This window comes from Seohaeicola zhoushanensis (assembly GCF_014656415.1).
GTDB lineage: Bacteria > Pseudomonadota > Alphaproteobacteria > Rhodobacterales > Rhodobacteraceae > Seohaeicola_A > Seohaeicola_A zhoushanensis.
On the sequence record NZ_BNCJ01000002.1, the window covers coordinates 584,955 to 611,483 of the forward strand.

Consider the following 26,529-nt stretch of genomic DNA (forward strand, 5'->3'; position numbering starts at 1 on the left):
CCCCCACCACCCCGCGCAACCGATCCCCTCTCCCCACGGGGGAGAGGGTCAGGGTGAGGGGGAAAGCCCCCCACCACCCCGCGCAACCGATCCCCTCTCCCCACGGGGGAGAGGGTTAGGGTGAGGGGGAAAGGGCTGGCCTGCGGGGATACTCCCCAGAAATCACCGAAAGATCGGCACCTGCGGCGCGGCGCTTTCGGGCAGGTCGCCGGTCAGCCGCGGGTCCGGCTGCACCTCGACCTGCTGGCGCGTGGCCTCGAAGCCCGAGCGCAGGTAGAACCCCAGCGCGCGCGGGTGGTCCAGCGTGCAGGTGTGCACGTGCAGCCGGGCGATATCGCCGGCAAAAGCCGCCCCGATCGCATGGTTCATCAGGAAGCGCCCCGCCGTGGTCCCGAGCAGCGCGGCGCTGACCCCGAAGAAGGCCAGCTCGCATTCGCCCGCCGCGCGGAAGTCGAGCTCCAGCAGCCCCTCGGCCCGGCCGTCCTTCTCCAGCGCGAAGACCTGCACCTTGGGGTCGCGGAGGATCCCCAGCAGCTGCGCCTCGGGCATCCGCAGCCGCGAGAACCACAGCCAGTCCATGCCGCCGACCCGCACGAAGAGATTGCGGTACCATTCGGCCTCCGGTGCCTCGATGCGGCGCAGTTCGCAGCCCTCGGGCGGCGCGCAGGGCCGCAGCGGGGCAGGGGCGCGCATCTCGAGATGGGTCACCACCGTGGCGACGCGCCCGCGCGGAACCTCGTAAAAGCCGTCGTCCAGCGTCACAGCAGACCCGCCTCGCGCAGCAGCGCCGGCATGTCCGCCTCGGGGCGCGGGCCGATGTGGCCGATCACCTCGCCGGCGCAGACACAGCCGATCTTGGCGCATGTCTCCAGGTCGCGCCCCGTCGCCAGGCCATAAAGGAAGCCCGCGGCGAACTGGTCGCCCGCGCCGGTGGCATCCACCGGCACCACCTTGACCACCGGCACGTCGATCCGCTGCCCCTCGGCCAGCACCGTGACGCCATCGCCCGAACGGGTGCAGACCACCAGCGGGCAGATCGCCGAGACCTTGGCCAGCGCCTCCTCCAGGTCCTCGGTCTCGTAGAGCGAGCGGATCTCGGCCTCGTTGCCGATCACGTAATCCAGCTCATGCTCGATCAGCCGCAGGAAGTCGGCGCGGTGACGCTCGACGCAGAAGGGGTCCGAGATGGCGATCCCGGTCTTGCCGCCGGCCTTGCGGCAATCGCGCGCGGCCTCGAGAAAGGCGGTCTTGCCCTTGTCCTTGTCGAAGAGATAGCCCTCGAGGAACATGATCTTCGCCCGCCCCGCGACCTCGGCCGAGACGTCGTCCGAGCTGAGTTCCGAGGAGATCCCGAGGTAGGTGTTCATCGACCGCTCGCCATCGGGCGAGACGAAGATCATCGACCGCGAGGTCGGCAGCTCGCCGCCCGCAACCGGCGGGTTGGCGAAATCGATGCCGTTGTCCTGCATCGCATCGGCATAGAACCGCCCCAGCGCATCGTCGCGCACCCGGCCGATGAAGGCGGTGGCGAGCCCCAGCGCGCCTGCGCCTGCGATGGTATTGGCGACCGATCCGCCCGGTGTCTGGACCCGGCCCTCCATCGCGCCATACAGCAGCTCGGCCCGCTCGCGCTCGACCAGCTGCATGATGCCCTTCTCGATCCCCATGTGGTCGAGGAAGGTGTCCTCGGCCTTGGAAATGACATCGACGATGGCATTGCCGATGCCGACGAGATCGTAGGTTTTCATGGGGTCTTGTCCTCGAACTGGCAGAGATCCCTGATCAGGCAGGCTCCGCATTTGGGTTTGCGCGCCACGCAGGTGTAGCGCCCGTGCAGGATCATCCAGTGATGCGCATGAAGCTGGAAATCTGCGGGAATATTGTCCTCTATGGCGCGCTCGACATGATCGACGGTCTTGCCCGGCGCCACGCCCGAGCGGTTGCCGAACCGGAAGATATGGGTGTCGACCGCCTGCGCCGGATAGTGCCACCACATGTTCAGCACCACGTTGGCGGTCTTGCGGCCAACCCCCGGCAGCGACTGCAGCGCGGCGCGCGAGTTCGGCACCACGCCGCCGTATTCCTCGTGGAGGATGCGGCTAAGCTTCATTACGTTCTTCGCCTTCTGGCGGAACAGGCCGATGGTCTTGATATGCTCGGTCAGCCCTTCCTCGCCAAGCGCCAACATCTTCTCGGGCGTGTCGGCGATGGGGAAGAGCCTGCGCGTCGCCTTGTTCACCCCGGCATCGGTCGCCTGCGCCGACAGCGCCACGGCAACCAGCAGGGTGAAGGCGTTCACATGCTCGAGCTCGCCCTTGGGCTCGGGCTCGGCGGCATGGAAGCGCGTGAAGATCTCGCGGATCGTGTGATAATCGAGTTGTCGGGCCATCGCCGGCCTTGATGCCGCAGCCACGCGCCGCCTGCAACGGGGAATCCGCCGCCCCACCGGCGCGCCGCGCGGGTCTAAGCGCAGGAACCGGGTCGCACGATTGGCCCTGAAGGCGTAGATTGATGCCCAAGCACAAGGAGCCGCCCCCATGAACGTCGCCCTCCCGGAAACCGGCTATCACTACAACGTCATGCGTCGCGCCATCGAGCTGATCGACCAGGGCGGCGAAGCCATGAGCCTCGACGACCTCGCCGCCGAGATGGGCATGAGCCCGGCGCACTTCCAGCGGCTGTTCTCGGCCTGGGTCGGCGTCTCGCCCAAGCGCTACCAGCAATACCTGCGCCTAGGCCATGCCAAGGCGCTGCTGGCCGAGCGCTTCACCACGCTGGAGACCGCGCTCTCGACAGGCCTCTCCGGCTCGGGCCGGCTGCACGATCTCTTCCTGCGCTGGGAGGCGATGAGCCCCGGCGACTATGCCCGCGCGGGCGAGGGGCTGACGATCTACTGGGGCTGGTTCGAAAGCCCCTTCGGCCCGGCGCTGGTGATGGGCACCGACAAGGGCATCTGCGGCATCGCCTTCGCCGCCGAGACCGGGGCCGAGGCGGCGATGGAGGATCTCACCGGGCGCTGGCCCCGCGCCACCTTTGTCGAGGACGTGATGCGGCTGCGGCCCTGGGCGCTCTCGGCCTTCGGAGCGGGGGAGGGCAAGCTTTCCGATACGCCGCTGTTCCTGATCGGCGCGCCGTTCCAGATCAAGGTCTGGGAGGCGCTGTTGACCATCCCCTCGGGCCAGGTCACCACCTATTCCGAGATCGCCGGCGCCATCGGCGCGCCGAGGGCGGTGCGTGCGGTCGGCACGGCGGTGGGGCGCAACCCGGTCAGCTGGCTGATCCCCTGCCACCGCGCCCTGCGCAAGTCGGGGGGGCTGGGCGGCTATCACTGGGGCCTGCCGGTCAAGCGCGCCATGCTCGCCTGGGAAGCCGCCCGCGCCGAGGCCTGAGGCCGGGCCATCGTTCACGGATGCGCGACCTTCCGCCGGCGCGCGCCGATTTGGGGCTGTGCCGGGGAACAATTGGTGCTTTGATGCGTTCCTGACCGCCGGAAGAACGCGGCGCGAGCACAAGGCAGCTAACGACATGACCCTGAAGACCCCCATTCTCGCCGCCATCGGCGCAACCCTTTTCCTGACCGCCTGCAACGATCCCGTCCTGAACGACCCCGAGAACCGCAACCGCAACCAGGGCGCGCTGATCGGTTCCGGCGTCGGCGCGGCGCTTGGCCAGCTGATCGGCAAGGACAGCGAGGCCACCATCGCCGGGGCCGCCATCGGCGGCATCGCCGGCGGGCTGATCGGTTCGAGCCTCGACAAGCAGGAGGCCGAGCTCCGCGCCTCGATGAACAACGGCACCATCACCAATACCGGCGACAGGCTGATCGTGACCCTGCCGCAGGACATCCTCTTCGCCACGGACAGCTACGCCGTCCGCTCCGACCTGCAGCGCGACCTCGGCGCGCTGGCCAGCAACCTGCGCGCCTATCCGAACTCGACGGTGCAGGTGGTCGGCCATACCGACAACACCGGCGATGCCGCCTACAACCAGGACCTCTCCGAACGCCGCGCCAGCTCGGTCGGCAGCGTGCTGATCAACTCGGGCGTGGCCGCCGGCCGCATCCAGATCGTCGGCCGTGGCGAGGATGCGCCGATCGCCTCGAACCTCACCCCCGAGGGCCGGGCGCGCAACCGCCGCGTCGAGGTCGTCATCATCCCGACCCGCTGACGGGCGCGCAGGGCATGGCGCGGCATCACCTGCTGGTCATATCCGGCTCACTCCGCAAGGAGGCGACCAACCGCAAGCTGATGCACGAGGCCGCGCGGCACTTCGATCCCGCGCGGCTCACCGTCGCCGACCTGCGCCTGCCGCTCTACGACGGCGACCTGGAAGAGGCCGAGGGCATCCCGCCCGAGGTGCAGACCCTCGCCGACCAGATCGCCGCCGCCGACGCCGTGGCGATCTCCTGCCCGGAATACAACAAGGGCCCCTCCGGCGTGATGAAGAACGCGCTCGACTGGGTCAGCCGGACCGAGAGCAACCCCTGGGCCGGCAAGCCCGTCGCGGTGATGTCGGCGGCCGGCGGGCGTGCCGGCGGCGAACGCTCGCAGATGATCCTGCGCAGCCTGCTGGTGCCGTTCCAGTCGCGCCTGCTCAGCGGCCCCGAGTTGCACGTCGCCGACAGCCGCACCCAGTTCGACGACCGGGGCCGCCTGACCTCGGACCGCTATACGAAAACCCTCGTCACGCTGATGGACAAGCTCCGCGCCGAGGTCGAGCGCGGCTAGAGCGGGTTCGACACCTCGATCAGGTTGCCGTCGGGATCGCGCAGGTAGACCGACAGGATCGGCCCCGTCGCCCCCGTCCTCCGCACCGGGCCTTCCTCGACCGCCACGCCGCAGGCCGCAAAATGCGCCTGCCAGTCGGCCACCGGAACCTCGCTGAGGAAGCAGAGATCGGCCGTCCCCGGCGCTGGATGCGCCGCCTTGGGGTCGAACTCGCCGCCCCTGGGGTGCAGGTTGATCTTCTGCCGACCGAAGACCAGCGCATGGCGCTCCGACCCGTCGGCGGGATGAAAGACCTCGGCCCGCATCCCCAGCACCCGCGTGTAGAAGTCCACCGTCGCGCCGATATCGGCAACCGTCAGCACCAGGTGGTCAAGCGAGGCGAGGGCAGGCGTCATGGGAAAGGCTCCGCTGGGGGCTATGGCAGAGGTTCTGCCACGACACCGGCCCGCAATTCCACCGCTAATCAGGCCGGCAGCCCCGCCTCGGCCAGCCGCGCCACCAGTTCGTCGCGCACCGCCTCGTCCTGGAACGGCTCGCGCTGGCGTACATAGGACTGGCTCAGCCCCGAGGTCATGCCAACGGCCGTGCGCACGATCCCCTGCGCGGTGGCGACATCGCCCAGGGCGACATGGCAGGCGGCGCGGTAAAGCCGGCTGTCGCGGGTCTGGTAGGGCAGCCCCTTGAGCAGCGCGAGGGCCTCCTCGTAGCGCCCCTGCATGTAATAGGCCGTCGCGCGAAGCTCCGAGAGCCAGACCGGCACGAAGGGATCAAGCGCCTCGGCCTTGTCCAGCAGGGCGAGCGCGCGGTCGCAGTCACCCACCCGGATATAGTAGTTCGCCGATTTCCCCAGGATATAGGCGTCGTTCGGGGCGTTGCGCATCGCCTTCTCGTGGAAGGCGCGGGCCTCGTCATAACGACCCTCCCAGATCAGGATCGACCCCAGCACCCGGTTGGTCTCGGGGTCGTCGGGGTCGACCTCCAGCGCCGCGCGCAGCCGCCGCCGCCCTTCGTCCCAGTCGTAATCGTCGAGCCACGAGGCCGAGCAGACCCACATCGCCCGCGCCCGAGCGAAATTCGGGTCGGCCTCCACCGCCTTGTCGAACCATTTCATCGACTCGCGGATATTGTCGTCGGTCACGCCGCCGCGCCGGTGCGCGTCCAGCCCGCGCAGGTAGAATTCATAGGCGGTCAGCGATCCGGCGGGCTTGCGCCGCGCTACATCGGTATCGGCGGCCAGCATCCGGCCCGTCACCGTGGCACTCACCTTGGCGGTGATCTCGTCCATCATGTCGAGGAACTCGCCGAAGGGGCGCTGGATGCGGTCCGACCAGACGATCTGCCCCGCCTCGGTCTCGGTCAGCGAGAGGTTCAGGCGCAGCCGGTCGCCGATCAGCCGCACCGACCCGCTCAGCACATAGCGCACGCCCAGCCGGTCGCCGATGGCCTGCGGCTCCATCCCCGCAATCGCCGCGCTGGCGGTCGAGGAGACGACGAAGAGCCGCGACACCCGGCTGAGTTCCACCACCAGGTCTTCGGTCAGCCCTTCGGCCAGCGCCTGCTGCGCGTCATCCGCCGAACTGGCCGACAAGGGCGCCACGGCAATCGAATTCGGCCGCTTGCCGGGCGCATGGGCGGTGCTCTCGCGCCTTGGCTGCCAGCGGTGGCTGCCGAACTCGTCGCGCACCCGGAAGATCTGGATCGGCTCGCTGATGCCCTTGAAGCTGCGCTCGCCCAGGTCGTCGAAGATGCAGGGCGAATTGCGCCGCACCTGGTCGACCAGCATCCGGCTGGTGTCGATGGCGCCCGGCTCGGCCCCCGACTGGATGCGCGCGGCGATGTTCACGCCGTCGCCGCGCAGGTCGCCGTCCACCTCCATCACGTCGGCGATATGCAGGCCGAACCGCATGTCGCTCGGCGAACTCGCATCGACCCGCGCCAGCGCCCCGCGCGCCTCCATCGCCGCCCGCAGCGCGTTCACCGGGCTGGAGAATTCCGCCAGCACCGCGTCGCCGGCGCGGTTGAAGACGCGGCCATCGTGGTCCTGCACCGTCTGGCTCACTGCGCCGAGACAGTCCTGGAACCGGCGCACCGCGGCTTCTTCGTCGCGTTCCATCTGGGCGGTCGAGCCGACGATGTCGCCCACCAGGATCGTCGCAAGCTTTCGATGCATGGGCCAATTCTCCGTTCAAGAGAGGCATGCGCCATCAAGACTGCAAATGTGAGAACCACGCCGTGGTCTGTCTTTGAATTTGCCGCAGAATCGCCCTGAAAGCGAGGCTCATTGCCGGTCAGTCCGTACCGGCGCGCCAGCTATTGCTGCCAGAAGTCGCGATGCGGGGCGAGCAGTTCCTCCTCCAGCTCGGGGAAGGGGCCGGCCACGTCGATGGTCTTCTGCCCCGAGCCGAGCACGCTGCGCGCGGGCAGGCTCATGGTCGGGTTCTCGGCATGATCGCCGGTCAGGGCCAGCAGCTGGCTTTCCTCGTAGCCATAGACCAGCCGCCCGATGTTGGCCCAGTAGAGCGTTCCGGCACACATGGCGCAGGGCTCGCCGGTCGTGACCAGCGTGCAGGTCCAGAGGAACTCGGGCGCATAGGCCTCGGCGGCACGGCGGGCCAGCTCGGTCTCGGCGTGGCGCACGGTGCTGATATTGCCCTGCCGCATCAGGACCGCGCCATCGGGGCCGACCAGCACCGCGCCGAAGGGATGGTGGCCATGCGCGGCGGTGGCCATCGCCACCTCGTTCGCGGCCCGCAGGTTTGAGATCATCTCGTCGCGCGTCATGGTCGGGGCTCCGATTGTCGGGTGGGCAAGGCGACTCGTCACCCCTTCAGCATAGCACTCCGGGGTCCATCCGCCTGCCGCCAAAATGGCCTCGATGCGGGCTTGAAAACGATGTCCTGGATTCACTCCCTCAATAAATCTAGCGAATCCAATGGCATGACCCCCCGTCCTAGCTGGGACACCTGAAATCACCGCCCCCGCTGCGAGGAATGGCTCTGTGCGATGGCGATGAAATCCCGCGCCGCCGCCGAGAGCGGCGAGCCCTTTCGCCAGGCCATCCCGACCTGAACCACCGGCAAGGCCCCCGAGACGTCGCGCTGCTCGATCCGGTCGCCTTCCAGCGACCAGGGCCGATAGACCAGGTCCGGCAGCAGCGTCACCCCGGCCCCCGTCGCCACCAGGCTGCGCACCGCCTCGACCGACCGCGTCCGGAACGCCACCCGCGGCTTGCGCCCCAGCGCCGACAGCAGCGTGGTCGCCGCCCCGCCCATCTCGTCGATATCCAGCATGATCAGCTGTTCGTCGGCGAGGTCATCGACCCGGATGCTGTCCTGCTGCCCCAGCCGGTGCCCCATCGGCAGCCACAGCCGGTAGGGCGAGACGTCGAGGATCTCCACCTGCAGCGCCAGCTTGTCCTGCAGGTTCGAGATCACCATCACCGCCACGTCCAGCTCGCCACCGATCAGCAGGTGCTCCAGGTATTCGCCGTTGTCCTCGATCGCCGAGACCTCGACCTGCGGATTGGCCCGCCGGTAGCGCGCCAGGAGGTCGCTCATCACGTAGCCCGCCATCAGCGAGGTGACGCCCAGGTGCAGCTCGCCCCGGATCTCCTCGTCGCGCTCGGCCATCGCCCGCCGCGCGCCCGAGACCTCGGCCAGGATCGAGGTGGCATGGCGCAGGAACTGGTGCCCCTTGTGGGTCATGTGCAGCCCCCGCGCGTGCCGCTCGAAGAGCCGCAGCCCGAGGTCGTCCTCCAGCCCCTTCACCGCCTCGGTGATGGCCGATTGCGAGATCGCCAGCGCCTGCGCCGCACCGCTGACGGTGCCGTGTTCGCAGACGGCGACGAAATACTGGAGCTGACGGATCGAGAAGGCCATGACGGCGCGAGACTAGATCAGCCGCGCGCCGAGGGGAACGGCCTTGCGGCCGCCGGGGCTCTGCCCCGGACCCCGTGATATTTCCGGCAAAAGGAAAGGCAGGATCTTCGGCTTCCTTTTGCCTTGAAATATCCCCGCCGGAGGCATCGCGCGCAGCGCGATTTCCGGTTCAGCGCGCGTACCAGTCGTCCTCGACGTAGAACGGCCCCGGCTTCTCGCGCAGCTGCTCGTATTTGCAGATCTCCGGCTCCGGTCCCACCGGCACCGGCACCCCGTCGCGGAAGGCCCATTCGCCACGGTCGGTCTTCTCGGCGCGCAGGTAGCTCGAGATCAGGAAGGCGCGGTCGTTGGGTGAGGTGTTGGCCTGGCTCCCATGCACCGTCAGCAGCCCCCAGAGCGCGACATCGCCGGGCTCCAGTTCCAGGTCGACGATATCCGCCGGGTCCAGCCCCACCTTTTTCAGCTCGTCCATCGCCGTCTCGCCCTTCATCAGCGCGCCGCCCTCGTCCGAGAGGCCGAGGTAGCCCGCCTTGTGGCTGCCCGGCACCACCCGCAGGCAGCCGTTCGCCTGCGTTGCCGGGTCGATGGCGAGGCCGGTGTTGATGTAGGAGGCCATCACGTCGCGGTAGGCGTCCATCCTTTCGCGGAAGCGCAGGTCCTGGTGGAAGCGGAAGCCGGTCACCGAGGCGCCGGGCGGCTTCCAGTGGATCTGGTTGGAGACCTGCCGGATGTCGCGTCCGAGCAGAGGTTCGAGCATGGCGAAATAGGCGGGGTCGCGGCGCAGCTCCTCGAACAGGGGCGAGATCCAGGACATCCAATGGGCCTGCAGGACATAGCGCTGCCCCGCAAAGCGTTCGGGCAGGATCTCGAAGAGGACGTTCCTGTCGCGATAGGTGGCATGGTGCTTCAGCCCTTCCTCGTAGATGCGCCGCGTCTCGGCCTGGATCTCCTTCATGCGCTCTTTCGGGAACAGCCCGCGCACCACAGCATAGCCCTTGTCCCAGTAGTCTTCGACGTAGTTCCGGCTTTCCGCCGCCAGATCGAGTGCCATCCGATTTGCCCTTTCATGGCTTGACGATGGAGAGGATGCCGCAGCAGGTTGCATGAGACAAATTCGAAATTTGTGGTGAAAGCGTGAGCCGAATTAATGAATGGCAAGGCCGCCTGCCGCTGCTCGACCTGCGTCACCTGGCGATGATCGATGCGCTGGGCCGCACCGGCGCGCTGACCCAGGCGGCCGAGGCGCTGGGCGTCACGCAATCGGCGCTTTCCCACCGTCTGCGCGAGGCCGAGCGGCGGCTGGGCGTGGCGCTGGCCGAGAAGCGGGGCCGGGGCGTGGTGCTGACGCTGGCGGGCGAGCGGCTGCGGGTCACCGCCCAGCGGCTGCTGCGCGACCTGGCGGCGGTCGAGGCCGAGGTGACCGAGGTCGGGGCAAGCGGCATCCGTCACCGCGTGGTGCTGGGGCAGGCGGCCTATGCCGACGTGCGCTGGCTGCCGGACTTCACCGCCTGGCTGGGGCAGCGGTTGCCCGAGGTGCAGGTCACGCTGCACGCCGGCATGGGCGGCAGCACGGTCGAGGATCTGCTCGAGGGGGCCATCGACCTGCTGCTGACGCCGACCCGCCCGCTGGTGCCGGGGATCGACCTCGCGGCGGTGGGCACCGACGCGCTGGTGGCGCTCGCCGCGCCGGGGCACGCCTGGGCCGCGAAGGACGAGATCGCACCGGGCGACCTGGTGGGCGAAACCTTCCTCTCCTACAGCTTCGAGCGGCATCATGACCTGGAAAACGCGCGCTTCATGCAGCCGGCGCAAACCTTCCCGACGCGGGTGATACGGGTCGGCCATACCGGCGCGGTCTTCGAGATGGTGGCGGCGGGGCAGGGGGTGTCGATCCTCGCCGGCTGGCCCGCGCGCAACCGGGCCGAGCGCGGTGACCTGGTGCTGCGCCCGCTGCGCCCCGAGGGCAGCGCCGCGCCGGGGCTGCCGCTGGTCTGGCACGCCGCGGTGCGGGCGGGCGAGGCAGCGGATGCCGCCCATCGCACGCTTGCGGAACTGGCCGACTGGGCGGGCATCAGCCGGGCGTTCTCGGAGGGCGGAAGGCCATGAGGATCGACGAGCTGGAAGCGCGGGTGCTGGCCCTGCCGGAACGGGATATGCGCCACCTCGTGGCCATCTCCGGGCCTCCGGCTGCCGGCAAGTCGACGCTGGCGGCTGAACTGGTGGCGCGGCTCGGCCCCGGCGCCATCCTCGTGCCGATGGATGGGTTCCACCTCGATAACGCCGTGCTCGCCCCGCGCGGGCTGCTCGACCGCAAGGGCGCGCCCGAGACCTTCGACGCCCTCGGTTTCGTCCATGCGATGCAGCGGCTGGCGACGGAAACGGAGGTCGTCCTGCCCGATTTCGACCGCGCCCAGGATCGCGCCATTGCCGGGCGGATCGTGGTTGGCCCGGCCCATCGGATCGCGGTGGTCGAGGGCAATTACCTTTCCTGCACCCATGCGCCCTGGAACCGGCTGGCGCGGCTCTGGTCGCTCTCGGTCTTCCTCGATTCGCCGGATGCCGAGCTGCGCGCGCGGCTGCTGGCGCGCTGGCAGGCCCAGGGGCTTGACCCCGAAGCGGCGGCGCGGCGGGCCGACGCGAACGACATGGCGAACGTCGCCTTCGTGCGGGCAAGCCGGGATCCCGCGGCCATCCTGCTCTGATTGCCGCGCCCAAGCTTGACAAGCCGGGGCCCGGCTGCGCAGATGCCGGACGCTGGTGCCCGGAGGCGGTTTCTTCGGGTGAAAAGGGAATGCGACAGGGGAGAACAGCCCCAAGCGCAGCCGCCCCCGCGACCGTGACCGGAGAGGTCGCCCGCAGCCACTGGTCCCGACGGGGCCGGGAAGGCAGGGCAGCCGCCAGGGAAACCTGACATCCGCAAGCCGGGAGACCTGCCAGCAGCGACGACGACGTGAACCGGGCGGGGTGTTCCGGGGACGGGTCCCTGACCGGATTCGGCCATTCCCCTGCCTGAATGAAGGAATGGAACCCGTGACCACGACTGCCGCGACCGAACTGCTGGTCTGCACCACCTGCCGGATGGGCCTGCCTGTCATCGAGGGCGAGCCGCGCCCCGGCGCGCGGCTGCTGGCCGAGCTGGAGACGATGGACTGGCCCGAGGGGCTGACGCTGAAGCCGGTCGAATGCCTGTCGAACTGCGATTCCGGCTGCTCGGTCGTGCTGCGCGGCGGCCCGGCGCGCTGGACCTATGTCTATGGCCGGCTCGACCCCGAGAAGGCCGCGCTCGTGCACGAGGGCGCCAGCCGCTATCACGCCACCGCCGACGGGCTGGTGCCCTGGCGCGAGCGCCCCGAACATTTCCGCAAGAACTGCATCGCCCGAATTCCCCCGCTGGAGATCCCCGAATGAAAGACCTCACCAAGCTCCCCGTCACCGTGATCACCGGCTTTCTCGGGTCCGGCAAGACGACGCTGATCCGCCACCTGATGCAGAACCCGAACGGCAAGCGCCTGGCCGTGGTGGTGAACGAGTTCGGCGATGTCGGCGTCGACGGCGAGATCCTGAAATCCTGCGCCATTCCCGAATGCCCGGCCGAGAACATCGTCGAACTGGCCAATGGCTGCATCTGCTGCACCGTGGCCGACGATTTCATCCCGACCATCGAGGCGCTGATGGCGCTTGATCCGCGCCCCGATCACATCCTGATCGAGACCTCGGGACTGGCGCTGCCCAAGCCCTTGCTCAAGGCCTTCGACTGGCCCGATATCCGCTCGAAGATCACCGTCGACGGGGTGATCGCCCTGGCCGATGCCGAGGCGGTGGCGGCCGGTCGCTTTGCGCCGGACGTGGCGCGTGTCGATGCCCAGCGGGCCGCGGATGACAGCCTCGACCACGAGACGCCGCTGTCCGAGGTCTTCGAGGACCAGATCTCCTGCGCCGATATCGTGCTGCTGACCAAGCCCGACCTCGCCGGTCCCGAGGGGCTCGCGAAGGCCCGCGCGGTGATCGCCGCCGAGGCGCCGCGCCCGCTGCCGGTGGTCGAGGTCGCCGAGGGCGCGGTCGACCCGCGGGTGATCCTGGGCCTGGGCGCGGCCGCCGAGGACGACATCGACGCCCGCCCTAGCCACCATGACGGCGCCGACGACCACGACCACGAGGACTTCGAGTCGGTGGTGGTCGAGATCCCCGAGTTGACCGACCCGGAGGAGCTGGCCGCGAAGATATCCACATTGGCCTCGACCCGTAATATACTCCGGGTCAAGGGCTATGCGGCGGTCAGTGGAAAACCCATGCGACTTCTGGTGCAGGCGGTGGGCGCGCGGGTGCGCCACCAGTTCGACCGCCCCTGGGCGCCGGGCGAGGCGCGGCGCGGCCGACTGGTCGTGATCGCCGAGCACGACGACATCGACGAGGCCGCGATCCGCGAGGCGCTGGCGGGATAACCGGATGACTCTTGGCCCCCATCTCGGTGAAGACAGGCCCGCTCTCCTCACTGGGGAGAGCTGAGCCATGCACGTTGTCTTCCGCGAGAGCCACGGGCTGGAGGAAACCGAAACCCCGACCGACCTGGGCCAGAGCCCGGCGGACCTGGTGGTGCTGTCCTTCTCGGACAGCGACCTGGGCGCCTTTGCGGCGGGCTGGCACCGGGGGGCGGGCCGGCTGCCCGCCCTGCGCCTGGCCAACCTGGCGGCGCTGAAACATCCGCTGTCGGTCGATACCTATGTCGAGCAGACGCTGGCGGGGGCCAAGGGCATCCTGATCCGGCTGATCGGCGGTTTGCCCTACTGGGCCTACGGCCTCCAGCAGGTCGAGGCGCTGGCTCGCGCGCGGGGCATCGCCCTGGCGGTGCTGCCGGCGGACGGCCGGGTGGACGAGCGGCTTGACGCGGTCTCGACGCTGCCGGTCTCGACGCTGCGGCGGCTGGCGGCGCTCTGCGACATGGGCGGGGCGGTCTCGGCGCAGGCGGCGCTGGCGCAGCTGGCGCTGGCGGCGGGGCTGTATGCCGGGCCGGTGCGCGGGGCCAAGACATTGCCTCAGGTCGGGGCCTGGACGCCCGAGGGCGGAGTTGTCTGCCCCGCCGTTGCGTTTCCGCCGGGGGTGCGTCCCCGCGCGCTCATCACCTTCTACCGCGCCTATCTCGCCGCCGCCGACACCGCGCCCATCGCGGCGCTGCAGGCGGCGTTGCAGGCGCAGGGCTTTGACGTCGCCGCGCTTTTCGTGCCCTCGCTCAAGGCGCCCGAGGCCGCCGGATGGCTGGCCCGGCAGGTGGCGCGGATGGCCCCCGACGTGATCGTCAACGCCACCGCCTTCTCGGGCATCGGCGCGGGCGGGGCCTCGCCGCTGGACGCCGCCGATGCGCCGGTACTGCAGGTGGCGCTGGCGACCAGCACGCGGGAGGCCTGGGAGGGCGCAGAGCGTGGCCTGTCGCCCGCCGACCTTGCCATGCATGTCGTGCTGCCCGAGGTCGACGGGCGCATCCTTGCCGGCGTCGCCTCGTTCAAGGAGGCCGGTGCGCGCGACCCGGAGCTGGAATTCGCGCGCCATGAACACAGGCCCGCGCCGGACCGGATCGAGGCCATCGCCCGCCGCGCGGCGGCCTGGGCGGCGCTGCGGCGGGGCCGGGCGGGGCGGGCGGCCATGGTGCTCTCGACCTATCCCGGCAAGGACTGGCAGATGGCCCATGCGGTGGGCCTCGACGCGCTGGCCTCGGGCGAGGCGATCCTGTCCGATCTCGACATGCTGGGCTGGAAGACCGAGGCGGGCGAACCGCTGGACAAGGCGCTGGAACAGACCATCGCCTGGCCGCTGGACGACTACCGTGCCGCGCTGTCAGGGCTGCCCGAGCCGTTGCAGGCCGCGCTTGCCGCGCGCTGGGGCGAGTCGGAACAGGAGGCCCCCGACGGCGCCTTCCGCTTTGCCGCCATATGGCGCGGCGACGTGCTGGTGGCGCTGCAGCCCGAGCGGGGCGACGCTGGCCTGCGCGACGATGAATACCACGACCTCGCCCGCGTGCCGCGCCATGCCTATGTCGCCTTCTACCTCTGGCTGCGGGCGCAGGGTCTCGACGCGCTGATCCATGTCGGCGCGCATGGCACGCTGGAATGGCTGCCGGGCAAGGCGGTGGCGCTTTCGGACGCCTGCTGGCCCGAGGCGCTGATCGGCGCGGTGCCGGTAATCTATCCCTTCATCGTCAACGACCCCGGCGAGGCGGCGCAGGCCAAGCGGCGGATCGGGGCGGTGACGCTGGGCCACCTGCCGCCGCCGCTAAGGGACAGCGGCACGCCCGAACGGTTCGTGCGGCTTGAGGCGCTGCTTGACGAATTCTCGAACGCCGACGGCCTCGACCCGCGGCGCCGCGACCGGCTGCAGGGCGAGATCCGCGACGAGGCCCGCGCGCTGGGAGTCGAAGATGACCTCGGGCTGCACGCCGCCGCCAGCGCCGCCGAGGCGATCACCCGGATCGACCGTTTCGTCTGCGACATCAAGGAGACCCAGTTCGGCGAGGGGTTGCACATCTGGGGCACCGGCGCGGGAGAACGCGAGGGGTTGGCTGCCGCGCTGCGCGGGCGGCGGGTGGCGGCGGGGCCGTCGGGTTCGCCCTGGCGCGGGCGCGGCGACGTGCTGCCGACGGGGCGCAACCTGTTCACCACCGATCCGCGAAGCGTGCCGACGCGGGCGGCCCATGCCCAGGGCGTCAAGCTGGCCGAGGAACTGGTGCGCCGCCACCTGCAGGAGCAGGGCGACTATCCCAGGGGGCTGGTCGTCGACCTCTGGGGGTCGGCCACCATGCGCACGGCGGGCGAGGATTTCGCCATGGCACTGCACCTGCTGGGGGCGAAGCCGATGTGGGATGCGGGCAGCGAGCGGGTGTCGGGCGTCGAGATCCTGCCGATCACCCTGCTGGAACGCCCTCGGATCGACGTCACCCTGCGCGTCTCGGGGCTGTTCCGCGATGTCTTCCCCGCGCTCTCGGCGTTGTTCGGGCAGGCGGTGCGCGCGCTGGCCGAGCGCGACGAGGCGCCCGACTGGAACCCCTATGCCGGGCAGGCGGCGGTGGCGCGGGTCTTCGGCCCGGCGCCGGGCAGCTATGGCCTCGGCATGGGCCATGCTGCCGAGACCTTCACCGACGAGGCGCGCGGCGAAGCCGGGCGCGCCTGGCTTGACGCCAGCGCCTGGGCGATCGACGGCACCGAGGCCGCGCGCGACCGCGACGGCATCGCCGCGCGGGTCGCGGCCTCGGACGTCTTCGTGCATGCCCAGGACCTGCCCGAGACCGACCTGTTGCTGGCTGCCGACTATGCCGCGCACGAGGGCGGTTTCGCCGCCGCTAAGGCGGTGACGGGCGGGGCCAAGGCCGCGCTCTACCACCTCGACAACACCCGTCCCGGCGCGCCGCGCGCCCGCCCGCTTGACGAGGAGATCGCCCGCGTGGTGCGCGCCCGCGCCGCCCATCCCGGCTGGATCGGCGGCATGATGCGCCATGGCTTCCGCGGCGCGGCCGAGATCGCGGCGACGCTCGATCACATGGCGGGGTTCGCCAATCTCGCCCAGGCGGTGCAGCCGCATCTGTTCGATCTCTACTATGACGCGACACTGGGTGATGTGCAGGTCGCGGCCTTCCTGCAGCAAGCCAATCCCGGCGCCCATGACGCCATGCGCGCGCAGTTCGCCGCGCTGGCCGCCGCCGGGCTCTGGCAGACGCGGCGCAACTCGATCCGCGCGCAGATGGAGGCGGGGGCATGAGCGAGATCAAGGGCTGGTGCCCCGGCGCCTGGACGCCGATGCGCTCGGGCGACGGGCTGATCCTGCGGGTGCGTCCGCCGATGGGGCATATCACCCGCGACCAGGCGCTGGGCCTCTGCAGCGCCGCGCGCGGGCTGGCCAATGGGATCATCGACCTGACCAACCGCGCCAACCTGCAGCTGCGCGGCGTCCGGGGCGAGGGCTATCAGCCGCTGCTCGACCAGCTGCTGGACCTGCGCCTGATCGATCCCGACCCGGCGACCGAGAAACGGCGCAACATCATGATGACGCCCTTCTGCGAGCGGGGCGACCTCAGCTGGCAGCTGGCCGAGGAACTGGTCGCCCGGCTTGACGCGCTGCCGCCGCTGCCGGCCAAGTTCGGCTTTGCCATTGACTGCGGCGACGCTCCGGTGCTGACGGGCGATCCCGCCGACATCCGTTTCGAGCGGGCCAGCGACGGCGGCCTGCTGATCCGTGCCGACGGGGCCGACTGGGGCCGGCTGGTCGCGCCCGAAGAGGCGGTGGATGCGGCGATCATGCTGGCCTACTGGTTCGCCCAGCACCAGACGCCCGAAGCGCGGCGGATGCGGGCGCTGGCCGACCGCCTGCCGGATGTCTGGCAGCAGGAGATGCCCGCCCTTGTCGCCCGCCGCCCCGAACCGGGACGGCGCGCCGAGGGCTTCCTGCTTGGCGTCGCCTTCGGCAGCATGACCGAGACCGCGCTGCGCGGCCTGCTCGACCAGACCGGCGCGCAGGAGGTCATTCTCACCCCCTGGCGGATGATCCTGCTGCCCGGCGTGACCGAGGCCCGCCGCCCCGGTTTCGTGACCGAGCCCGGCAGCCGGTTGCTGGCCGCCCATGCCTGCGCCGGTGCGCCGGCCTGCGCCTCGGCCACGGTCGAGACCCGCGCGCTGGCGCTGAAACTCGCTGCCCAGACAGAGGGCAGCCTGCATGTTTCGGGCTGCGCCAAGGGCTGTGCCTTCCCGCGCAAGGCGGATGTAACGCTGGTCGGGCGCGAGGGCGCCTTCGACCTTGTCCGCCACGGCGCTTCGTGGGATGAGCCGGCCCGGCGCGGACTGGCGCATGACGAACTGATGAACGGACGGGAGACGCTGTGATGCCCTATGAATACCAGACCGATGGCGCCGCGATCTATGCCCAGTCCTTCGCGACGATCCGGGCCGAGGCGGCGTTGGACCGCTTCGACAAGGACGCCGAACAGGTGGCGGTGCGGATGATCCATGCCGCCGGCATGGTCGACCTGGCGCCCTTCATCGAATTCTCGCCCGGCTTCACCGCCGCCGCGCGTGGCGCGCTGGAGGCCGGAGCGCCGATCCTCTGTGACGCGCGCATGGTCAGCGAGGGCGTGACCCGCGCCCGCCTGCCGGCCGACAACGCGGTGATCTGCACGCTGCACGATCCCGGCGTGGTCGAGCTGGCCCGCGAGATGGGCAATACCCGCTCTGCCGCCGCGCTGGAACTGTGGCGGCCGCACCTGGAGGGCGCGGTGATCGCCATCGGCAACGCGCCGACTGCACTGTTCCACCTGCTCAACATGCTGGAAGACCCGGCCTGTCCGCGCCCCGCCGCCATCATCGGCTGCCCGGTCGGCTTTGTCGGCGCGGTCGAGAGCAAGGATGCGCTCTGGGACGCGCAGCCGGTGCCTTCGGTGATCGTCAGGGGCCGCCTCGGCGGCAGCGCGATCACCGTGGCGGCGATCAACGCGCTGGCGAGCCGCAAGGAATGAGCATGGGAACGATATACGGGCTGGGTCTCGGCCCCGGCGCGGCCGACCTGATGTCGGTCCGGGCCGACCGACTGCTGCGCAACGCGCGCCACGTCGCCTTCTTCCGCAAGAAGGGCAAGGGCGGGCAGGCGCGGCGGATCGTCGACGGCATGATCCCCGAGGGCGCGGTCGAATTCCCGATGGAATACCCGGTGACGACCGAGATCCCGCTGGATGACCCGCGTTACAACGAAATCCTGTCGTCCTTCTATGCCGACTGCTGCGCCCACCTGCGCGCGCTGGCCGAGGGCGGCGAGGACGTGGTGGTGCTCTGCGAGGGCGACCCGTTCTTCTATGGCTCGTTCATGCACATCTACGCGCGCCTCAAGGACGTGGTGCCCGTCGAGGTGGTGCCCGCGATCACCGGCATGTCGGCGGCCTGGACCGCCACCGGCCAGCCGATCACCTGGGGCGACGACGTGCTGACGGTTCTGATGGGCACGCTGTCCGAGGAGGACCTGCTGCGCCACATGCAGGCCGCCGATGCGCTGGTTGTGATGAAGCTGGGCCGCAACCTGCCCAAGGTGCGCCGTGCGCTGGATGCCGCCGGGCTGACGGCGCGCGCCTGGCTGGTGGAATATGCCGCCATGCCGGGCCAGTCGGTGACGCTGCTGGCCGAGGCCGATTGCGAAAAGGCGCCCTATTTCTCCATCGTCATCGTGCACGGGCAGGGCCGGCGGCCATGAGCGGGCGGCTGGTCATCGCCGGTCTCGGGCCGGGGGCAGAGGGTCTTGTGACGCCGCAGGTCGCCGCCGCGCTGGCCGGGGCGAGCGACGTCGTCGGCTATATCCCCTATGTTGCCCGCGTCGCCCCGCGCCCGGGGCTGACCCTGCACGCCACGGACAACCGCGTCGAACTCGACCGTGCCGCCCATGCGCTGGAGATGGCGGCGGCGGGTCGGCAGGTTGTGGTGGTCTCCTCGGGCGATCCAGGCGTATTTGCCATGGCCTCGGCGGTGTTCGAGGCGCTAGAGACCGGCCCGGCCGAATGGCAGGCGCTGCAGATCGAGGTGCTGCCCGGCATCACCGCCATGCTCGCCGCCGCGGCCCGCGCCGGGGCGCCGCTGGGGCATGATTTCTGTGCCATCAACCTGTCGGACAACCTCAAGCCCTGGGCGCTGATCGAGAAACGCCTGCGCCTCGCCGCCGAGGCCGATCTGGCGATGGCCTTCTACAACCCGCGCTCCGCCTCGCGCCCCGAGGGGTTCGCCCGCGCGCTGGACGTGCTGCGCGAGGCTTGCGGCGATGCCCGCCCGGTGATCTTCGCCCGCGCCGTCTCGACCCCCGAAGAGCAGATCCTCACGGTGCCGCTGACCGAGGCCCGCCCCGAGATGGCCGACATGCGCACCGTGGTGATCCTGGGCAACTCGGCCACGCGCATCCTGCGCCGGCCCGGCGGCGATATCGTCTATACGCCGCGCTCGGTGCCGGCATGAACCCAGTCGAGCGCCGCCTTTACCGTGTGGACCTCGTGCCGCTTCGGCAGCGCGGGGCGGTCGATCATCACCACCGGCAGGTCCAGCGCCCGCGCCGCGTCGAGCTTGGCGCGCGCGCCGTTGCCCCCGGCGTTCTTCGAGACCACGACCGAGATGCGGTGCCGCTCCATCAGCGCGATATCGCCCTCGACCGTGAAGGGCCCGCGCGAGACCTCGACGGCGCAGTCGGGCAGGGGCAGCGTAGCCTTGGGCGCATCGACCAGGCGCAGCAGGTAGAAATGCCAGGGCGCGGCGGCGAAGACGTCCAGGTGCATCCGGCCGATCGCCAGCATCACGCGCTGCGCCCGCTCGCCCAGGGCCTCGACGGCGGCGGGAATGTCCGGGACATGGATCCAGCGGTCGCCGGGCTGGGCCTGCCACGCGGGTCGGGTAAGGGCGGCCAGCGGCACGCCGGCCTCCTCGCAGGCGTTGATCGCATTGGCGCTCATCTGGGCGGCGAAGGGATGGGTCGCGTCGATCACATGGGTGATGCGGTTCTCGGTGATCCAGTCCGCCAGCCCGCGCGCCCCGCCAAAGCCGCCGACCCGCACCGGCAGCGGCTGGCCCTGCGGCGCCTCGGTGCGGCCGGCATAGGAGAAGGTGGCGGGAATATCGTTCTCGGCCAGGGTCTTGGCCAGCGCGGTCGCCTCGGTGGTGCCGCCAAGCACAAGCAGGTTCAGGGTCATGTCTGAGGCTCCGTGGCTCACCATCATCGGTCTGGGCGAAGATGGCCCGGATGGGCTGACGGGTGCAAGCCGGGCGGCGCTGGAGGTGGCGGAAATCGTCATCGGCCCGCCCCGTCACCTCGCCCTGCTGGGGCCGCTGCAGGCCGAGACCATCGCCTGGCCGGTGCCCTTTGCCGAGGGCATCCCGCTGCTGATGGCCCATCGCGGTCGGCAGGTGGTGGCGCTGGCCTCGGGCGATCCCTTCTGGTTCGGTGCCGGTTCTGTGCTGGTGCGCGATCTCGCCCCCGGCGAATGGCGCGCCTTTCCCGGTGTCTCGACCTTCGCGCTGGCCGCCGCGCGGCTGGGCTGGCCGCTCGAGGCGACGCCCTGTCTTGGCCTGCACGCCGCGCCGCTGGACCGGCTGCGGCCCGTCGTGGCGCCGGGCGTCCGCGCGCTGGTGTTGCTGCGCGACGGTGCTGCGGTGGCGGCGCTGGCCGAATGGCTGGCCCGGCAGGGCTTTGGCGACAGCCGCCTGCATGTGCTCGAGGCGCTGGGCGGCCCACGCGAGCGGGTGCGCACCGCCACTGCCCAGGGCTTCGCGCTGGCCGACATCGCCCACCCGGTCTGCGCCGGAGTGGACGTCGTGGGGCAGGGGCGGGTGCTGGCGCTGGCCACGGGCCGTACCGACGACTGGTTCGACCATGACGGCCAGATCACCAAGCGCCCGGTGCGGGCGCTGACGCTTTCGGCGCTGGCGCCGTGCCGGGGCGAACACCTTTGGGATATCGGCGCGGGCTCGGGTTCGGTCGCAATCGAATGGCTGCTGGCTGGGCCTGACCTTACCGCCACCGCCATCGAGGCCGACCCCGCGCGCGCCGCTCGCCTGATGGGCAACGCCGCGCGCTTCGGCGTCGACCACCGCTTGCGGCTTGTCGAAGACCGCGCGCCCGAGGCGCTGGCGGGGCTGGCCCCGCCCGAGGCGGTGTTCATCGGCGGCGGCCTCTCGGCGGGGCTGCTTGACACGCTCTGGGCCGCGATGCCGCCGGGCGCGCGGCTGGTCGCCAATGCGGTGACATTGGAATCCGAGGCGCTGCTGGCGCAATGGCAGGCCGATAAGGGCGGCGACCTGCTGCGCATCGAACTGGCCGAGGCCGCGCCGCTGGGGCGCAGGCGCGGCTGGAGATCGGCCTATCCGATCATGCAGTGGAGTGTCCTGCGATGATCGTCGCCGGGTTCGGCTTTCGCGCCGGCGCCACCCCCGCCAGCCTGCACGCGGCGCTTGCCGCCACGCGCGCGCGCCCCGATGCGCTGGCCGCTCCGACAGACAAATGCGCCACGCCGGCCTTCCGCGCCTTTGCCGGCGCACTGGGCCTGCCGGTGCACGAAATCCCCGAGGCGGCGATCCGCGCCGCCCAAACCCTTACCCACTCGCCCCGCGTGCAGGCCGAACGCGGCACCGGCAGCGTGGCCGAGGCCGCCGCCCTGTCCGCCGTTGGAAAGGGGGCGCGGCTGACCTGTCCAAGGATGGTCAGCCCCGACCGTATGGCGACCTGCGCGATTGCAGAAGGAATACCCAGATGACCGTGCATTTCATCGGCGCCGGACCGGGCGCGCCCGACTTGCTGACCCTGCGGGGGCGCGACCTGATCGCCGCCTGCCCGGTCTGCCTCTACGCCGGCTCGCTGGTCCCGGAAGAGATCCTCGCCCATTGCCCGCCTGGCGCGAGGATCGTCAACACTGCGCCGCTCGACCTTGACGCGATCATCGCAGAATGCCGCGCCGCGCATGAGGCGGGGCAGGACGTCGCCCGGCTGCATTCCGGCGACCTCTCGGTCTGGTCGGCCATGGGCGAGCAGATCCGCCGCCTGCGCGCCGAGGGCATCCCGGTTTCCGTCACCCCCGGCGTGCCGAGCTTTGCCGCCGCCGCCGCCGCGCTGGGCGCGGAACTGACGCTGCCGGGCCTGGTGCAGTCGGTGGTGCTGACCCGCACGCCGGGCCGTGCCTCGGCCATGCCCGAAGCCGAGAGCCTGGCGAATTTCGCCGCCACCGGGGCGACGCTGGCCATTCACCTCTCGATCCACACGCTCGACAGCGTCGTCGAGGCGCTGTCGCCCTTCTATGGTGCCGATTGCCCGGTGGCGGTGGTCTATCGCGCCAGCTGGCCCGACCAGCGCATCCTGTGCGGCACGCTGGCCGATATCGCGGCGCAGATGACGCCCGAGATCGACCGCACCGCGCTGATCCTTGTCGGCCGCGCGCTGGGCAATGCCGACTTCGGCGAAAGCTGCCTGTATTCAACCGACTACGACCGCCGCTATCGCCCGCAATCGGCGCGGGGGCAGGCATGAGCACGCCCGGCCTGCTGGTCGCCGCCCCGAGTTCCGGGACCGGCAAGACCACGGTGATGCTGGGCCTCTTGCGCGCCTTCGCCGAGGACGGGCTGACGGTGCAGCCGTTCAAGAGCGGGCCGGATTACATCGACCCGGCCTTCCACCTCGCGGCGGCGCGGCGGGCCTCGTTCAACCTCGACAGCTGGGCGATGGGGGCGGGGCTGCTCGACACCATCGCGGCGCGGGCCGACGGGGCGGACCTGGTGATTGCCGAAGGCTCGATGGGTCTCTTCGACGGCGTCGCCTTTCCCGGCGCAACCGGCCACGGGTCCAGCGCCGAGACGGCGGCGCGCATGGGGTGGCCGGTGGTGCTGGTGCTGGACGTCTCGGGGCAGGCGCAATCGGCGGCGGCCACGGCGCTGGGCTTTGCCCGCTACCGCGACGACCTGATCATCGCCGGGGTGATCCTGAACCGCGTCGCCAGCCCGCGCCACGAACGGCTGACCCGGCTGGGGATGGAGCGGGTGGGCCTCAAGGTGCTCGGCTCGCTGCCGCGCCGGGGCGACCTGGTGCTGCCCGAGCGGCACCTCGGCCTGATCCAGGCGGTGGAACACCCCGACCTCGAGGCCGCCATCGCCGGCTATGCCAGCTTCCTGCGCGAGAACGTCGACCTCGCCGCGATCCGCGCGGCGGCCGCTGCCCATCCGCAGGGCACGGGCGGGAGACTGCCGCAGCCCCCGGCGCAGCTTATCGCGTTGGCGCAGGACGCGGCGTTTTCCTTCACCTATCCGCATATCCTCGAAGGCTGGCGCGCCGCCGGGGCCGAGATCCTGCCGTTTTCGCCGCTGGCCGACGAGGCCCCCGCGCCGGACGCAGACCTGGTCTGGCTGCCGGGCGGCTACCCGGAACTGCATGCCGGCGTGCTCGCCAATGCCGACCGTTTCCGCGCCGGGCTGCGCGCGCATGCCGAAACCCGCCCGGTGCACGGCGAATGCGGCGGCTACATGGCGCTGGGCGAGGCTCTGATCGACAAGCAGGGCGCCCGTCACCGAATGGCCGGGCTGCTGGGCCTGGTGACCAGCTACGAGAAGCGCAAGCTGCACCTCGGCTATCGCCTCGCCCGGCTCAACGCGCCGATGCCGGGCTTTGCCGCCGGGGCGGGGCTGCGCGGGCACGAGTTCCACTATTCGACCATCCTGGAAGAACCCGACGCCCCGCTGGCCGAGGTGCGCGACGCCGAGGGCGCAACCGTGCCCGAGACCGGCTCGCGCCGGGGCCATGTGACCGGCACTTTCTTCCACCTGATCGCGGAGACCGCATGACCGGATTCGTGAGCTTTGTCGGCTCGGGGCCGGGCGACCCGGAGCTTCTGACCCTGAAGGCGGTGGACCGGCTGAAACGGGCCGACGCCGTGCTGTTCGACGACCTGTCCTCGGGGCCGATCCTGGCCCATGCCCGCCGCGATGCCGACCTGGTGGGCGTCGGCAAGCGGGCGGGGCGGCCCTCGCCCAAGCAGGACCACGTGAGCCAGCTTCTGGTCGACTACGCCCAGGACGGCGCGCGGGTGGTGCGGCTGAAAAGCGGCGACGGCGGGCTTTTCGGGCGGCTGGAAGAGGAGTTGGTGGCCCTGCGCGCGGTCGGCATCCCCTACGAGATCGTGCCGGGCGTGCCTTCGGCCTGCGCGGCGGCGGCGGCGGCGGGCATTCCGCTGACCCGGCGGCTGACCGCGCGGCGGGTGCAATTCGTCACCGGCCACGATGTCACCGGGCAACTGCCCGAGGGGTTGAACCTCGCCGCGCTGGCCGACGCCGAGGCGACGACGGTGGTCTTCATGGGCAAGCGCACCTTCCCGGCGCTGGTCGAGATGCTGGTGGCCCATGGGCTGCCCGAAACGACCCCTGCGCTGCTGGCCGAAGCGGTGAGCACGCCCGAGCAGGCGATCAGCCGCACCACCCTGGCCGAACTGGCCGAGCGGCTGAAGGGCGCGCTTACCAATACGCCGGCGCTGATCCTCTACGGCCCGCTGGCCGAGGAGGGCTGATGCGCGAGCTGCTTCTGATCGGCATCGGCACCGGCAACCCCGAGCATGTCACGCTTGCCGGGGTCCGGGCGATGCGCACCGCCGACCTGATCCTGATTCCGCGCAAAGGGCCGGACAAGGCCGATCTTGCCGACCTGCGGCACCAGATCTGCGCCTCGGCGCTCGAAGGTGCTGCAACCCGGATCGTCGAGTTCGACCTCCCGGTGCGCGATGCCTCGGGCGACTATCGCACCGGCGTCGACGCCTGGCACGACGCCATTGCCGCCGCCTGGGGTGCGGCGATCGAACAGCACCCGGAGGCGCGAACCGTCGCGCTGCTGATCTGGGGCGATCCCTCGCTCTACGACAGCTCGTTGCGCATCGCCGCGCGCATTCCCGAGCTGCGGGTGAAGGTCATCCCCGGCATCACCGCGCTGCAGGCGCTGACCGCCGCCCATGCCATCGCCGTGAACGAGATCGGCGCGCCCTTCATCGTCACCACCGGGCGGCAGCTTCGCGGCCAGGGCTGGCCGGCTGGGGTGGATACCGTGGCGGTGATGCTCGACGGCTCCTGTTCCTTCCAGGCGCTCGACCCCGAGGGAATCGACATCTGGTGGGGCGCCTATCTCGGCATGGCCGAAGAGATGCTGATTTCCGGTCCATTGGCCGAGAGGTCGGCGCAGATCCTGTCCGAGCGCACAGAGGCGCGCGCGAACCATGGCTGGATAATGGACATTTACCTGCTGCGCCGCCGCCGCTGACGTATTGTCTCTTGCCAGAGGCTGACGGTGCGGGATACACCAAAAGGGCCTGGTGTCCGGCGGATGGTCCGTCGGGCAATTGGGAATTCGGTGCGGAGGGCCCCTCGGGGCCGCCAATGCCGAAGCCGCCCCCGCGACTGTAAGCGGCGAGCGTCTGTCGAATAACCACTCGCCCTGGGCGGGGAAGGCCGACAGCACGCAGCGACCCGCGAGCCAGGAGACCGACCAGGCCGAAACGGACTAGAACACTGTCGGGTGTGACAGGAAGGAGATAGACATGAACGCAATTGCAAGAACCGCGGCCTCTGCGCGCGCCGGTCTGGTGCAGGCCCTTATGGTCGCCGCTCTGGGCCTTGGTGTGGTGATGGTCGCAGGTCACCTGCAGGCATCGGCCCTGCACGACGCGGCACACGACGTGCGCCACGCGACCGGTTTCCCCTGCCACTAATATGGCTTCCAGACTGCTGACCAGCGCGTTGTTCGCTGGATTCTGCACAGGGCTGATCGCGGCCCTGCTGCAGTTCGTTTTCGTACAGCCGGTGCTTTTGCACGCCGAGCTCTACGAGTCGGGTCAACTTGTGCATTTCGGGGCCGAGCCAGTCTCGGCGCACCCCGATCTGGGCGGCATCGACGTGATGCGCGACGCCCTCTCGGTGCTCTTCTCGGCGCTGGTCTATACCGGCTATGCGCTGGTGCTGGTGGCACTGATGTCGCTGGCCGAGGCATCGGGGGCCAAGATCACGGCCCGGACGGGCCTGATCTGGGGTATTGCCGGCTTTGTCGCCGTGCATTTCGCGCCGGCGATCTCGCTGCCGCCGGAAGTGCCGGGCGTGGCGGCGGCCGATGTCGTCGCGCGCCAGGTCTGGTGGTTCGCCACCGTGGCGGCGACCGGCGTGGCGCTGGCGCTGATCGCCTTCGCGCGCAGCTGGGCGGCCTGGGCCGTGGCGGTGGTGCTGCTGCTGGCGCCGCACCTGATCGGCGCGCCGCATCCCGACAGTTTCGCGGGCACCGTTCCGCCGGAACTGGCCGCGATGTTCGCCTCGCGGGCGCTGGGTGTCGGGCTCGCCGCCTGGGTGGTGCTGGGATGCCTTGCCGGGCACTTCTGGCAGCGCGAGGGCCTTCGCCAGAACGCGGCGGCCTAGGCC

The 26,529-nt window shown here is 70.5% G+C and carries 29 protein-coding genes and 2 riboswitches; of the genes, 20 read left to right on the forward strand and 9 right to left on the reverse strand.

Annotated features, from left to right (window positions below; all coding sequences use genetic code 11):
- Window positions 1–162: 162 nt before the first annotated feature.
- The 3 genes from IE266_RS06790 to nth are packed head-to-tail and all read right to left on the reverse strand — an operon-like array spanning window position 163 to window position 2,389.
- Window positions 163–762 carry a GNAT family N-acetyltransferase gene (locus IE266_RS06790; protein WP_189679274.1) on the reverse strand — a complete coding sequence of 200 codons (600 nt, stop codon included), beginning with the start codon at window positions 760–762 and terminating at the stop codon, window positions 163–165.
- Window positions 759–1,748, reverse strand: coding sequence for an adenosine kinase (locus IE266_RS06795; RefSeq protein WP_189679275.1), 990 nt, complete (start codon window positions 1,746–1,748; stop codon window positions 759–761). The genes IE266_RS06790 and IE266_RS06795 overlap by 4 nt, the downstream gene beginning before the upstream one ends.
- Complete coding sequence (gene nth / locus IE266_RS06800) at window positions 1,745–2,389, reverse strand: endonuclease III (RefSeq protein ID WP_189679276.1); 645 nt, start codon at window positions 2,387–2,389, stop codon at window positions 1,745–1,747. The genes IE266_RS06795 and nth overlap by 4 nt, the downstream gene beginning before the upstream one ends.
- Window positions 2,390–2,537: 148 nt before the next feature.
- Here nth and IE266_RS06805 point away from each other — a divergent pair, with 148 nt between their 5' ends.
- The 3 genes from IE266_RS06805 to IE266_RS06815 all read left to right on the forward strand — a co-directional run bounded on the left by IE266_RS06805 (window position 2,538) and on the right by IE266_RS06815 (window position 4,727).
- Complete coding sequence (locus IE266_RS06805; RefSeq protein WP_189679277.1) at window positions 2,538–3,389, forward strand: bifunctional helix-turn-helix domain-containing protein/methylated-DNA--[protein]-cysteine S-methyltransferase; 852 nt, start codon at window positions 2,538–2,540, stop codon at window positions 3,387–3,389.
- Between the two features lie 136 nt (window positions 3,390–3,525).
- Window positions 3,526–4,167 (forward strand): YiaD family glycine zipper/OmpA-like lipoprotein, encoded by a 642-nt coding sequence (locus IE266_RS06810; protein ID WP_189679278.1) that lies wholly within the window; start codon window positions 3,526–3,528, stop codon window positions 4,165–4,167.
- A gap of 14 nt (window positions 4,168–4,181) precedes the next feature.
- A complete protein-coding gene (locus IE266_RS06815) occupies window positions 4,182–4,727 on the forward strand; it encodes an NADPH-dependent FMN reductase (RefSeq protein WP_189679279.1) in 546 nt (181 codons plus the stop codon).
- On the opposite strand, the gene IE266_RS06820 is transcribed toward IE266_RS06815, so the two are convergent.
- The 5 genes from IE266_RS06820 to IE266_RS06840 all read right to left on the reverse strand — a co-directional run bounded on the left by IE266_RS06820 (window position 4,724) and on the right by IE266_RS06840 (window position 9,656).
- Window positions 4,724–5,122 (reverse strand): VOC family protein, encoded by a 399-nt coding sequence (locus tag IE266_RS06820; RefSeq protein WP_189679280.1) that lies wholly within the window; start codon window positions 5,120–5,122, stop codon window positions 4,724–4,726. The genes IE266_RS06815 and IE266_RS06820 overlap by 4 nt on opposite strands.
- A gap of 68 nt (window positions 5,123–5,190) precedes the next feature.
- Window positions 5,191–6,897, reverse strand: coding sequence for an adenylate/guanylate cyclase domain-containing protein (locus IE266_RS06825; RefSeq protein ID WP_189679281.1), 1,707 nt, complete (start codon window positions 6,895–6,897; stop codon window positions 5,191–5,193).
- A 140-nt stretch (window positions 6,898–7,037) separates the two neighbouring features.
- Complete coding sequence (locus IE266_RS06830; protein ID WP_189679282.1) at window positions 7,038–7,508, reverse strand: nucleoside deaminase; 471 nt, start codon at window positions 7,506–7,508, stop codon at window positions 7,038–7,040.
- Window positions 7,509–7,696: 188 nt separating this feature from the next.
- Window positions 7,697–8,605: a LysR family transcriptional regulator gene (locus IE266_RS06835; RefSeq protein ID WP_189679283.1), complete on the reverse strand. Its 909-nt coding sequence runs from the start codon at window positions 8,603–8,605 to the stop codon at window positions 7,697–7,699.
- Between the two features lie 169 nt (window positions 8,606–8,774).
- On the reverse strand, window positions 8,775–9,656 hold the full coding sequence (locus IE266_RS06840) for a phytanoyl-CoA dioxygenase family protein (RefSeq protein WP_229863914.1): 882 nt from the start codon (window positions 9,654–9,656) through the stop codon (window positions 8,775–8,777).
- An 83-nt stretch (window positions 9,657–9,739) separates the two neighbouring features.
- On the opposite strand from IE266_RS06840, the gene IE266_RS06845 reads away from it, so the two are divergent.
- The 9 genes from IE266_RS06845 (at window position 9,740) to cobJ (ending at window position 19,569) form a co-directional block, all read left to right on the forward strand.
- A complete protein-coding gene (locus IE266_RS06845; RefSeq protein WP_189679285.1) occupies window positions 9,740–10,711 on the forward strand; it encodes a LysR family transcriptional regulator in 972 nt (323 codons plus the stop codon).
- Window positions 10,708–11,307 (forward strand): nucleoside/nucleotide kinase family protein, encoded by a 600-nt coding sequence (locus IE266_RS06850; protein WP_189679286.1) that lies wholly within the window; start codon window positions 10,708–10,710, stop codon window positions 11,305–11,307. The genes IE266_RS06845 and IE266_RS06850 overlap by 4 nt, the downstream gene beginning before the upstream one ends.
- A 51-nt stretch (window positions 11,308–11,358) precedes the next feature.
- A riboswitch (cobalamin riboswitch) is annotated at window positions 11,359–11,543 on the forward strand.
- 83 nt (window positions 11,544–11,626) lie between these two features.
- Window positions 11,627–12,013: a DUF1636 family protein gene (locus IE266_RS06855; RefSeq protein WP_189679287.1), complete on the forward strand. Its 387-nt coding sequence runs from the start codon at window positions 11,627–11,629 to the stop codon at window positions 12,011–12,013.
- The gene (gene cobW / locus IE266_RS06860; protein WP_189679288.1) at window positions 12,010–13,047 is read left to right on the forward strand and encodes a cobalamin biosynthesis protein CobW; all 1,038 of its coding nucleotides are present in this window, start codon (window positions 12,010–12,012) and stop codon (window positions 13,045–13,047) included. Before IE266_RS06855 ends, cobW begins: the two co-directional genes overlap by 4 nt.
- Before the next feature lie 67 nt (window positions 13,048–13,114).
- The gene (gene cobN / locus IE266_RS06865; RefSeq protein WP_189679289.1) at window positions 13,115–16,348 is read left to right on the forward strand and encodes a cobaltochelatase subunit CobN; all 3,234 of its coding nucleotides are present in this window, start codon (window positions 13,115–13,117) and stop codon (window positions 16,346–16,348) included.
- A complete protein-coding gene (gene cobG, locus IE266_RS06870; RefSeq protein ID WP_189679290.1) occupies window positions 16,345–17,466 on the forward strand; it encodes a precorrin-3B synthase in 1,122 nt (373 codons plus the stop codon). Before cobN ends, cobG begins: the two co-directional genes overlap by 4 nt.
- Complete coding sequence (locus IE266_RS06875) at window positions 17,466–18,095, forward strand: precorrin-8X methylmutase (protein ID WP_189679291.1); 630 nt, start codon at window positions 17,466–17,468, stop codon at window positions 18,093–18,095. The genes cobG and IE266_RS06875 overlap by 1 nt, the downstream gene beginning before the upstream one ends.
- Entirely contained in the window at window positions 18,092–18,820 is a 729-nt protein-coding gene (gene cobI / locus IE266_RS06880) for a precorrin-2 C(20)-methyltransferase (protein ID WP_189679292.1), read from the forward strand. Before IE266_RS06875 ends, cobI begins: the two co-directional genes overlap by 4 nt.
- Window positions 18,817–19,569 (forward strand): precorrin-3B C(17)-methyltransferase, encoded by a 753-nt coding sequence (gene cobJ, locus IE266_RS06885; RefSeq protein WP_189679293.1) that lies wholly within the window; start codon window positions 18,817–18,819, stop codon window positions 19,567–19,569. The genes cobI and cobJ overlap by 4 nt, the downstream gene beginning before the upstream one ends.
- On the opposite strand, the gene IE266_RS06890 is transcribed toward cobJ, so the two are convergent.
- Window positions 19,542–20,294, reverse strand: coding sequence for a cobalt-precorrin-6A reductase (locus IE266_RS06890; protein ID WP_189679294.1), 753 nt, complete (start codon window positions 20,292–20,294; stop codon window positions 19,542–19,544). The genes cobJ and IE266_RS06890 overlap by 28 nt on opposite strands.
- Between IE266_RS06890 and cbiE the strand changes: the two genes are divergently transcribed.
- The 8 genes from cbiE (at window position 20,293) to IE266_RS06930 (ending at window position 26,526) form a co-directional block, all read left to right on the forward strand.
- Window positions 20,293–21,495: a precorrin-6y C5,15-methyltransferase (decarboxylating) subunit CbiE gene (gene cbiE, locus IE266_RS06895; RefSeq protein ID WP_189679295.1), complete on the forward strand. Its 1,203-nt coding sequence runs from the start codon at window positions 20,293–20,295 to the stop codon at window positions 21,493–21,495. The genes IE266_RS06890 and cbiE overlap by 2 nt on opposite strands.
- Window positions 21,492–21,854: a cobalamin biosynthesis protein gene (locus IE266_RS06900; protein ID WP_189679296.1), complete on the forward strand. Its 363-nt coding sequence runs from the start codon at window positions 21,492–21,494 to the stop codon at window positions 21,852–21,854. Before cbiE ends, IE266_RS06900 begins: the two co-directional genes overlap by 4 nt.
- Window positions 21,851–22,621 (forward strand): precorrin-4 C(11)-methyltransferase, encoded by a 771-nt coding sequence (gene cobM, locus IE266_RS06905; protein ID WP_189679297.1) that lies wholly within the window; start codon window positions 21,851–21,853, stop codon window positions 22,619–22,621. Before IE266_RS06900 ends, cobM begins: the two co-directional genes overlap by 4 nt.
- Entirely contained in the window at window positions 22,618–23,925 is a 1,308-nt protein-coding gene (locus tag IE266_RS06910; protein ID WP_189679298.1) for a cobyrinic acid a,c-diamide synthase CobB, read from the forward strand. The genes cobM and IE266_RS06910 overlap by 4 nt, the downstream gene beginning before the upstream one ends.
- Window positions 23,922–24,644, forward strand: a complete 723-nt coding sequence (gene cobA / locus IE266_RS06915; RefSeq protein ID WP_189679299.1) for a uroporphyrinogen-III C-methyltransferase — start codon at window positions 23,922–23,924, stop codon at window positions 24,642–24,644. The genes IE266_RS06910 and cobA overlap by 4 nt, the downstream gene beginning before the upstream one ends.
- Window positions 24,644–25,384, forward strand: a complete 741-nt coding sequence (gene cobF, locus IE266_RS06920) for a precorrin-6A synthase (deacetylating) (RefSeq protein ID WP_189679300.1) — start codon at window positions 24,644–24,646, stop codon at window positions 25,382–25,384. Before cobA ends, cobF begins: the two co-directional genes overlap by 1 nt.
- A gap of 33 nt (window positions 25,385–25,417) precedes the next feature.
- A riboswitch (cobalamin riboswitch) is annotated at window positions 25,418–25,628 on the forward strand.
- Window positions 25,629–25,661: 33 nt separating this feature from the next.
- The gene (locus IE266_RS06925) at window positions 25,662–25,832 is read left to right on the forward strand and encodes a CbtB domain-containing protein (protein ID WP_189679301.1); all 171 of its coding nucleotides are present in this window, start codon (window positions 25,662–25,664) and stop codon (window positions 25,830–25,832) included.
- A gap of 1 nt (window position 25,833) precedes the next feature.
- Entirely contained in the window at window positions 25,834–26,526 is a 693-nt protein-coding gene (locus IE266_RS06930; protein ID WP_189679302.1) for a CbtA family protein, read from the forward strand.
- Window positions 26,527–26,529 lie beyond the last annotated feature (3 nt).

Coding starts and splice junctions, on each gene's coding strand:
- nth (WP_189679276.1), bottom strand. CDS start 2,389: ATGGCCCGACAACTCGATTATCACACGATCCGCGAGATCTTCACGCGC.
- IE266_RS06875 (WP_189679291.1), top strand. CDS start 17,466: ATGCCCTATGAATACCAGACCGATGGCGCCGCGATCTATGCCCAGTCC.
- IE266_RS06890 (WP_189679294.1), bottom strand. CDS start 20,294: ATGACCCTGAACCTGCTTGTGCTTGGCGGCACCACCGAGGCGACCGCG.
- IE266_RS06805 (WP_189679277.1), top strand. CDS start 2,538: ATGAACGTCGCCCTCCCGGAAACCGGCTATCACTACAACGTCATGCGT.
- IE266_RS06925 (WP_189679301.1), top strand. CDS start 25,662: ATGAACGCAATTGCAAGAACCGCGGCCTCTGCGCGCGCCGGTCTGGTG.
- IE266_RS06855 (WP_189679287.1), top strand. CDS start 11,627: ATGGAACCCGTGACCACGACTGCCGCGACCGAACTGCTGGTCTGCACC.
- IE266_RS06825 (WP_189679281.1), bottom strand. CDS start 6,897: ATGCATCGAAAGCTTGCGACGATCCTGGTGGGCGACATCGTCGGCTCG.
- IE266_RS06910 (WP_189679298.1), top strand. CDS start 22,618: ATGAGCACGCCCGGCCTGCTGGTCGCCGCCCCGAGTTCCGGGACCGGC.
- IE266_RS06795 (WP_189679275.1), bottom strand. CDS start 1,748: ATGAAAACCTACGATCTCGTCGGCATCGGCAATGCCATCGTCGATGTC.
- IE266_RS06810 (WP_189679278.1), top strand. CDS start 3,526: ATGACCCTGAAGACCCCCATTCTCGCCGCCATCGGCGCAACCCTTTTC.
- cbiE (WP_189679295.1), top strand. CDS start 20,293: ATGTCTGAGGCTCCGTGGCTCACCATCATCGGTCTGGGCGAAGATGGC.
- cobW (WP_189679288.1), top strand. CDS start 12,010: ATGAAAGACCTCACCAAGCTCCCCGTCACCGTGATCACCGGCTTTCTC.
- cobA (WP_189679299.1), top strand. CDS start 23,922: ATGACCGGATTCGTGAGCTTTGTCGGCTCGGGGCCGGGCGACCCGGAG.
- IE266_RS06815 (WP_189679279.1), top strand. CDS start 4,182: ATGGCGCGGCATCACCTGCTGGTCATATCCGGCTCACTCCGCAAGGAG.
- IE266_RS06820 (WP_189679280.1), bottom strand. CDS start 5,122: ATGACGCCTGCCCTCGCCTCGCTTGACCACCTGGTGCTGACGGTTGCC.
- cobG (WP_189679290.1), top strand. CDS start 16,345: ATGAGCGAGATCAAGGGCTGGTGCCCCGGCGCCTGGACGCCGATGCGC.
- IE266_RS06830 (WP_189679282.1), bottom strand. CDS start 7,508: ATGACGCGCGACGAGATGATCTCAAACCTGCGGGCCGCGAACGAGGTG.
- IE266_RS06840 (WP_229863914.1), bottom strand. CDS start 9,656: ATGGCACTCGATCTGGCGGCGGAAAGCCGGAACTACGTCGAAGACTAC.
- IE266_RS06835 (WP_189679283.1), bottom strand. CDS start 8,605: ATGGCCTTCTCGATCCGTCAGCTCCAGTATTTCGTCGCCGTCTGCGAA.
- cobJ (WP_189679293.1), top strand. CDS start 18,817: ATGAGCGGGCGGCTGGTCATCGCCGGTCTCGGGCCGGGGGCAGAGGGT.
- IE266_RS06900 (WP_189679296.1), top strand. CDS start 21,492: ATGATCGTCGCCGGGTTCGGCTTTCGCGCCGGCGCCACCCCCGCCAGC.
- cobI (WP_189679292.1), top strand. CDS start 18,092: ATGAGCATGGGAACGATATACGGGCTGGGTCTCGGCCCCGGCGCGGCC.
- IE266_RS06850 (WP_189679286.1), top strand. CDS start 10,708: ATGAGGATCGACGAGCTGGAAGCGCGGGTGCTGGCCCTGCCGGAACGG.
- cobF (WP_189679300.1), top strand. CDS start 24,644: ATGCGCGAGCTGCTTCTGATCGGCATCGGCACCGGCAACCCCGAGCAT.
- cobN (WP_189679289.1), top strand. CDS start 13,115: ATGCACGTTGTCTTCCGCGAGAGCCACGGGCTGGAGGAAACCGAAACC.
- cobM (WP_189679297.1), top strand. CDS start 21,851: ATGACCGTGCATTTCATCGGCGCCGGACCGGGCGCGCCCGACTTGCTG.
- IE266_RS06930 (WP_189679302.1), top strand. CDS start 25,834: ATGGCTTCCAGACTGCTGACCAGCGCGTTGTTCGCTGGATTCTGCACA.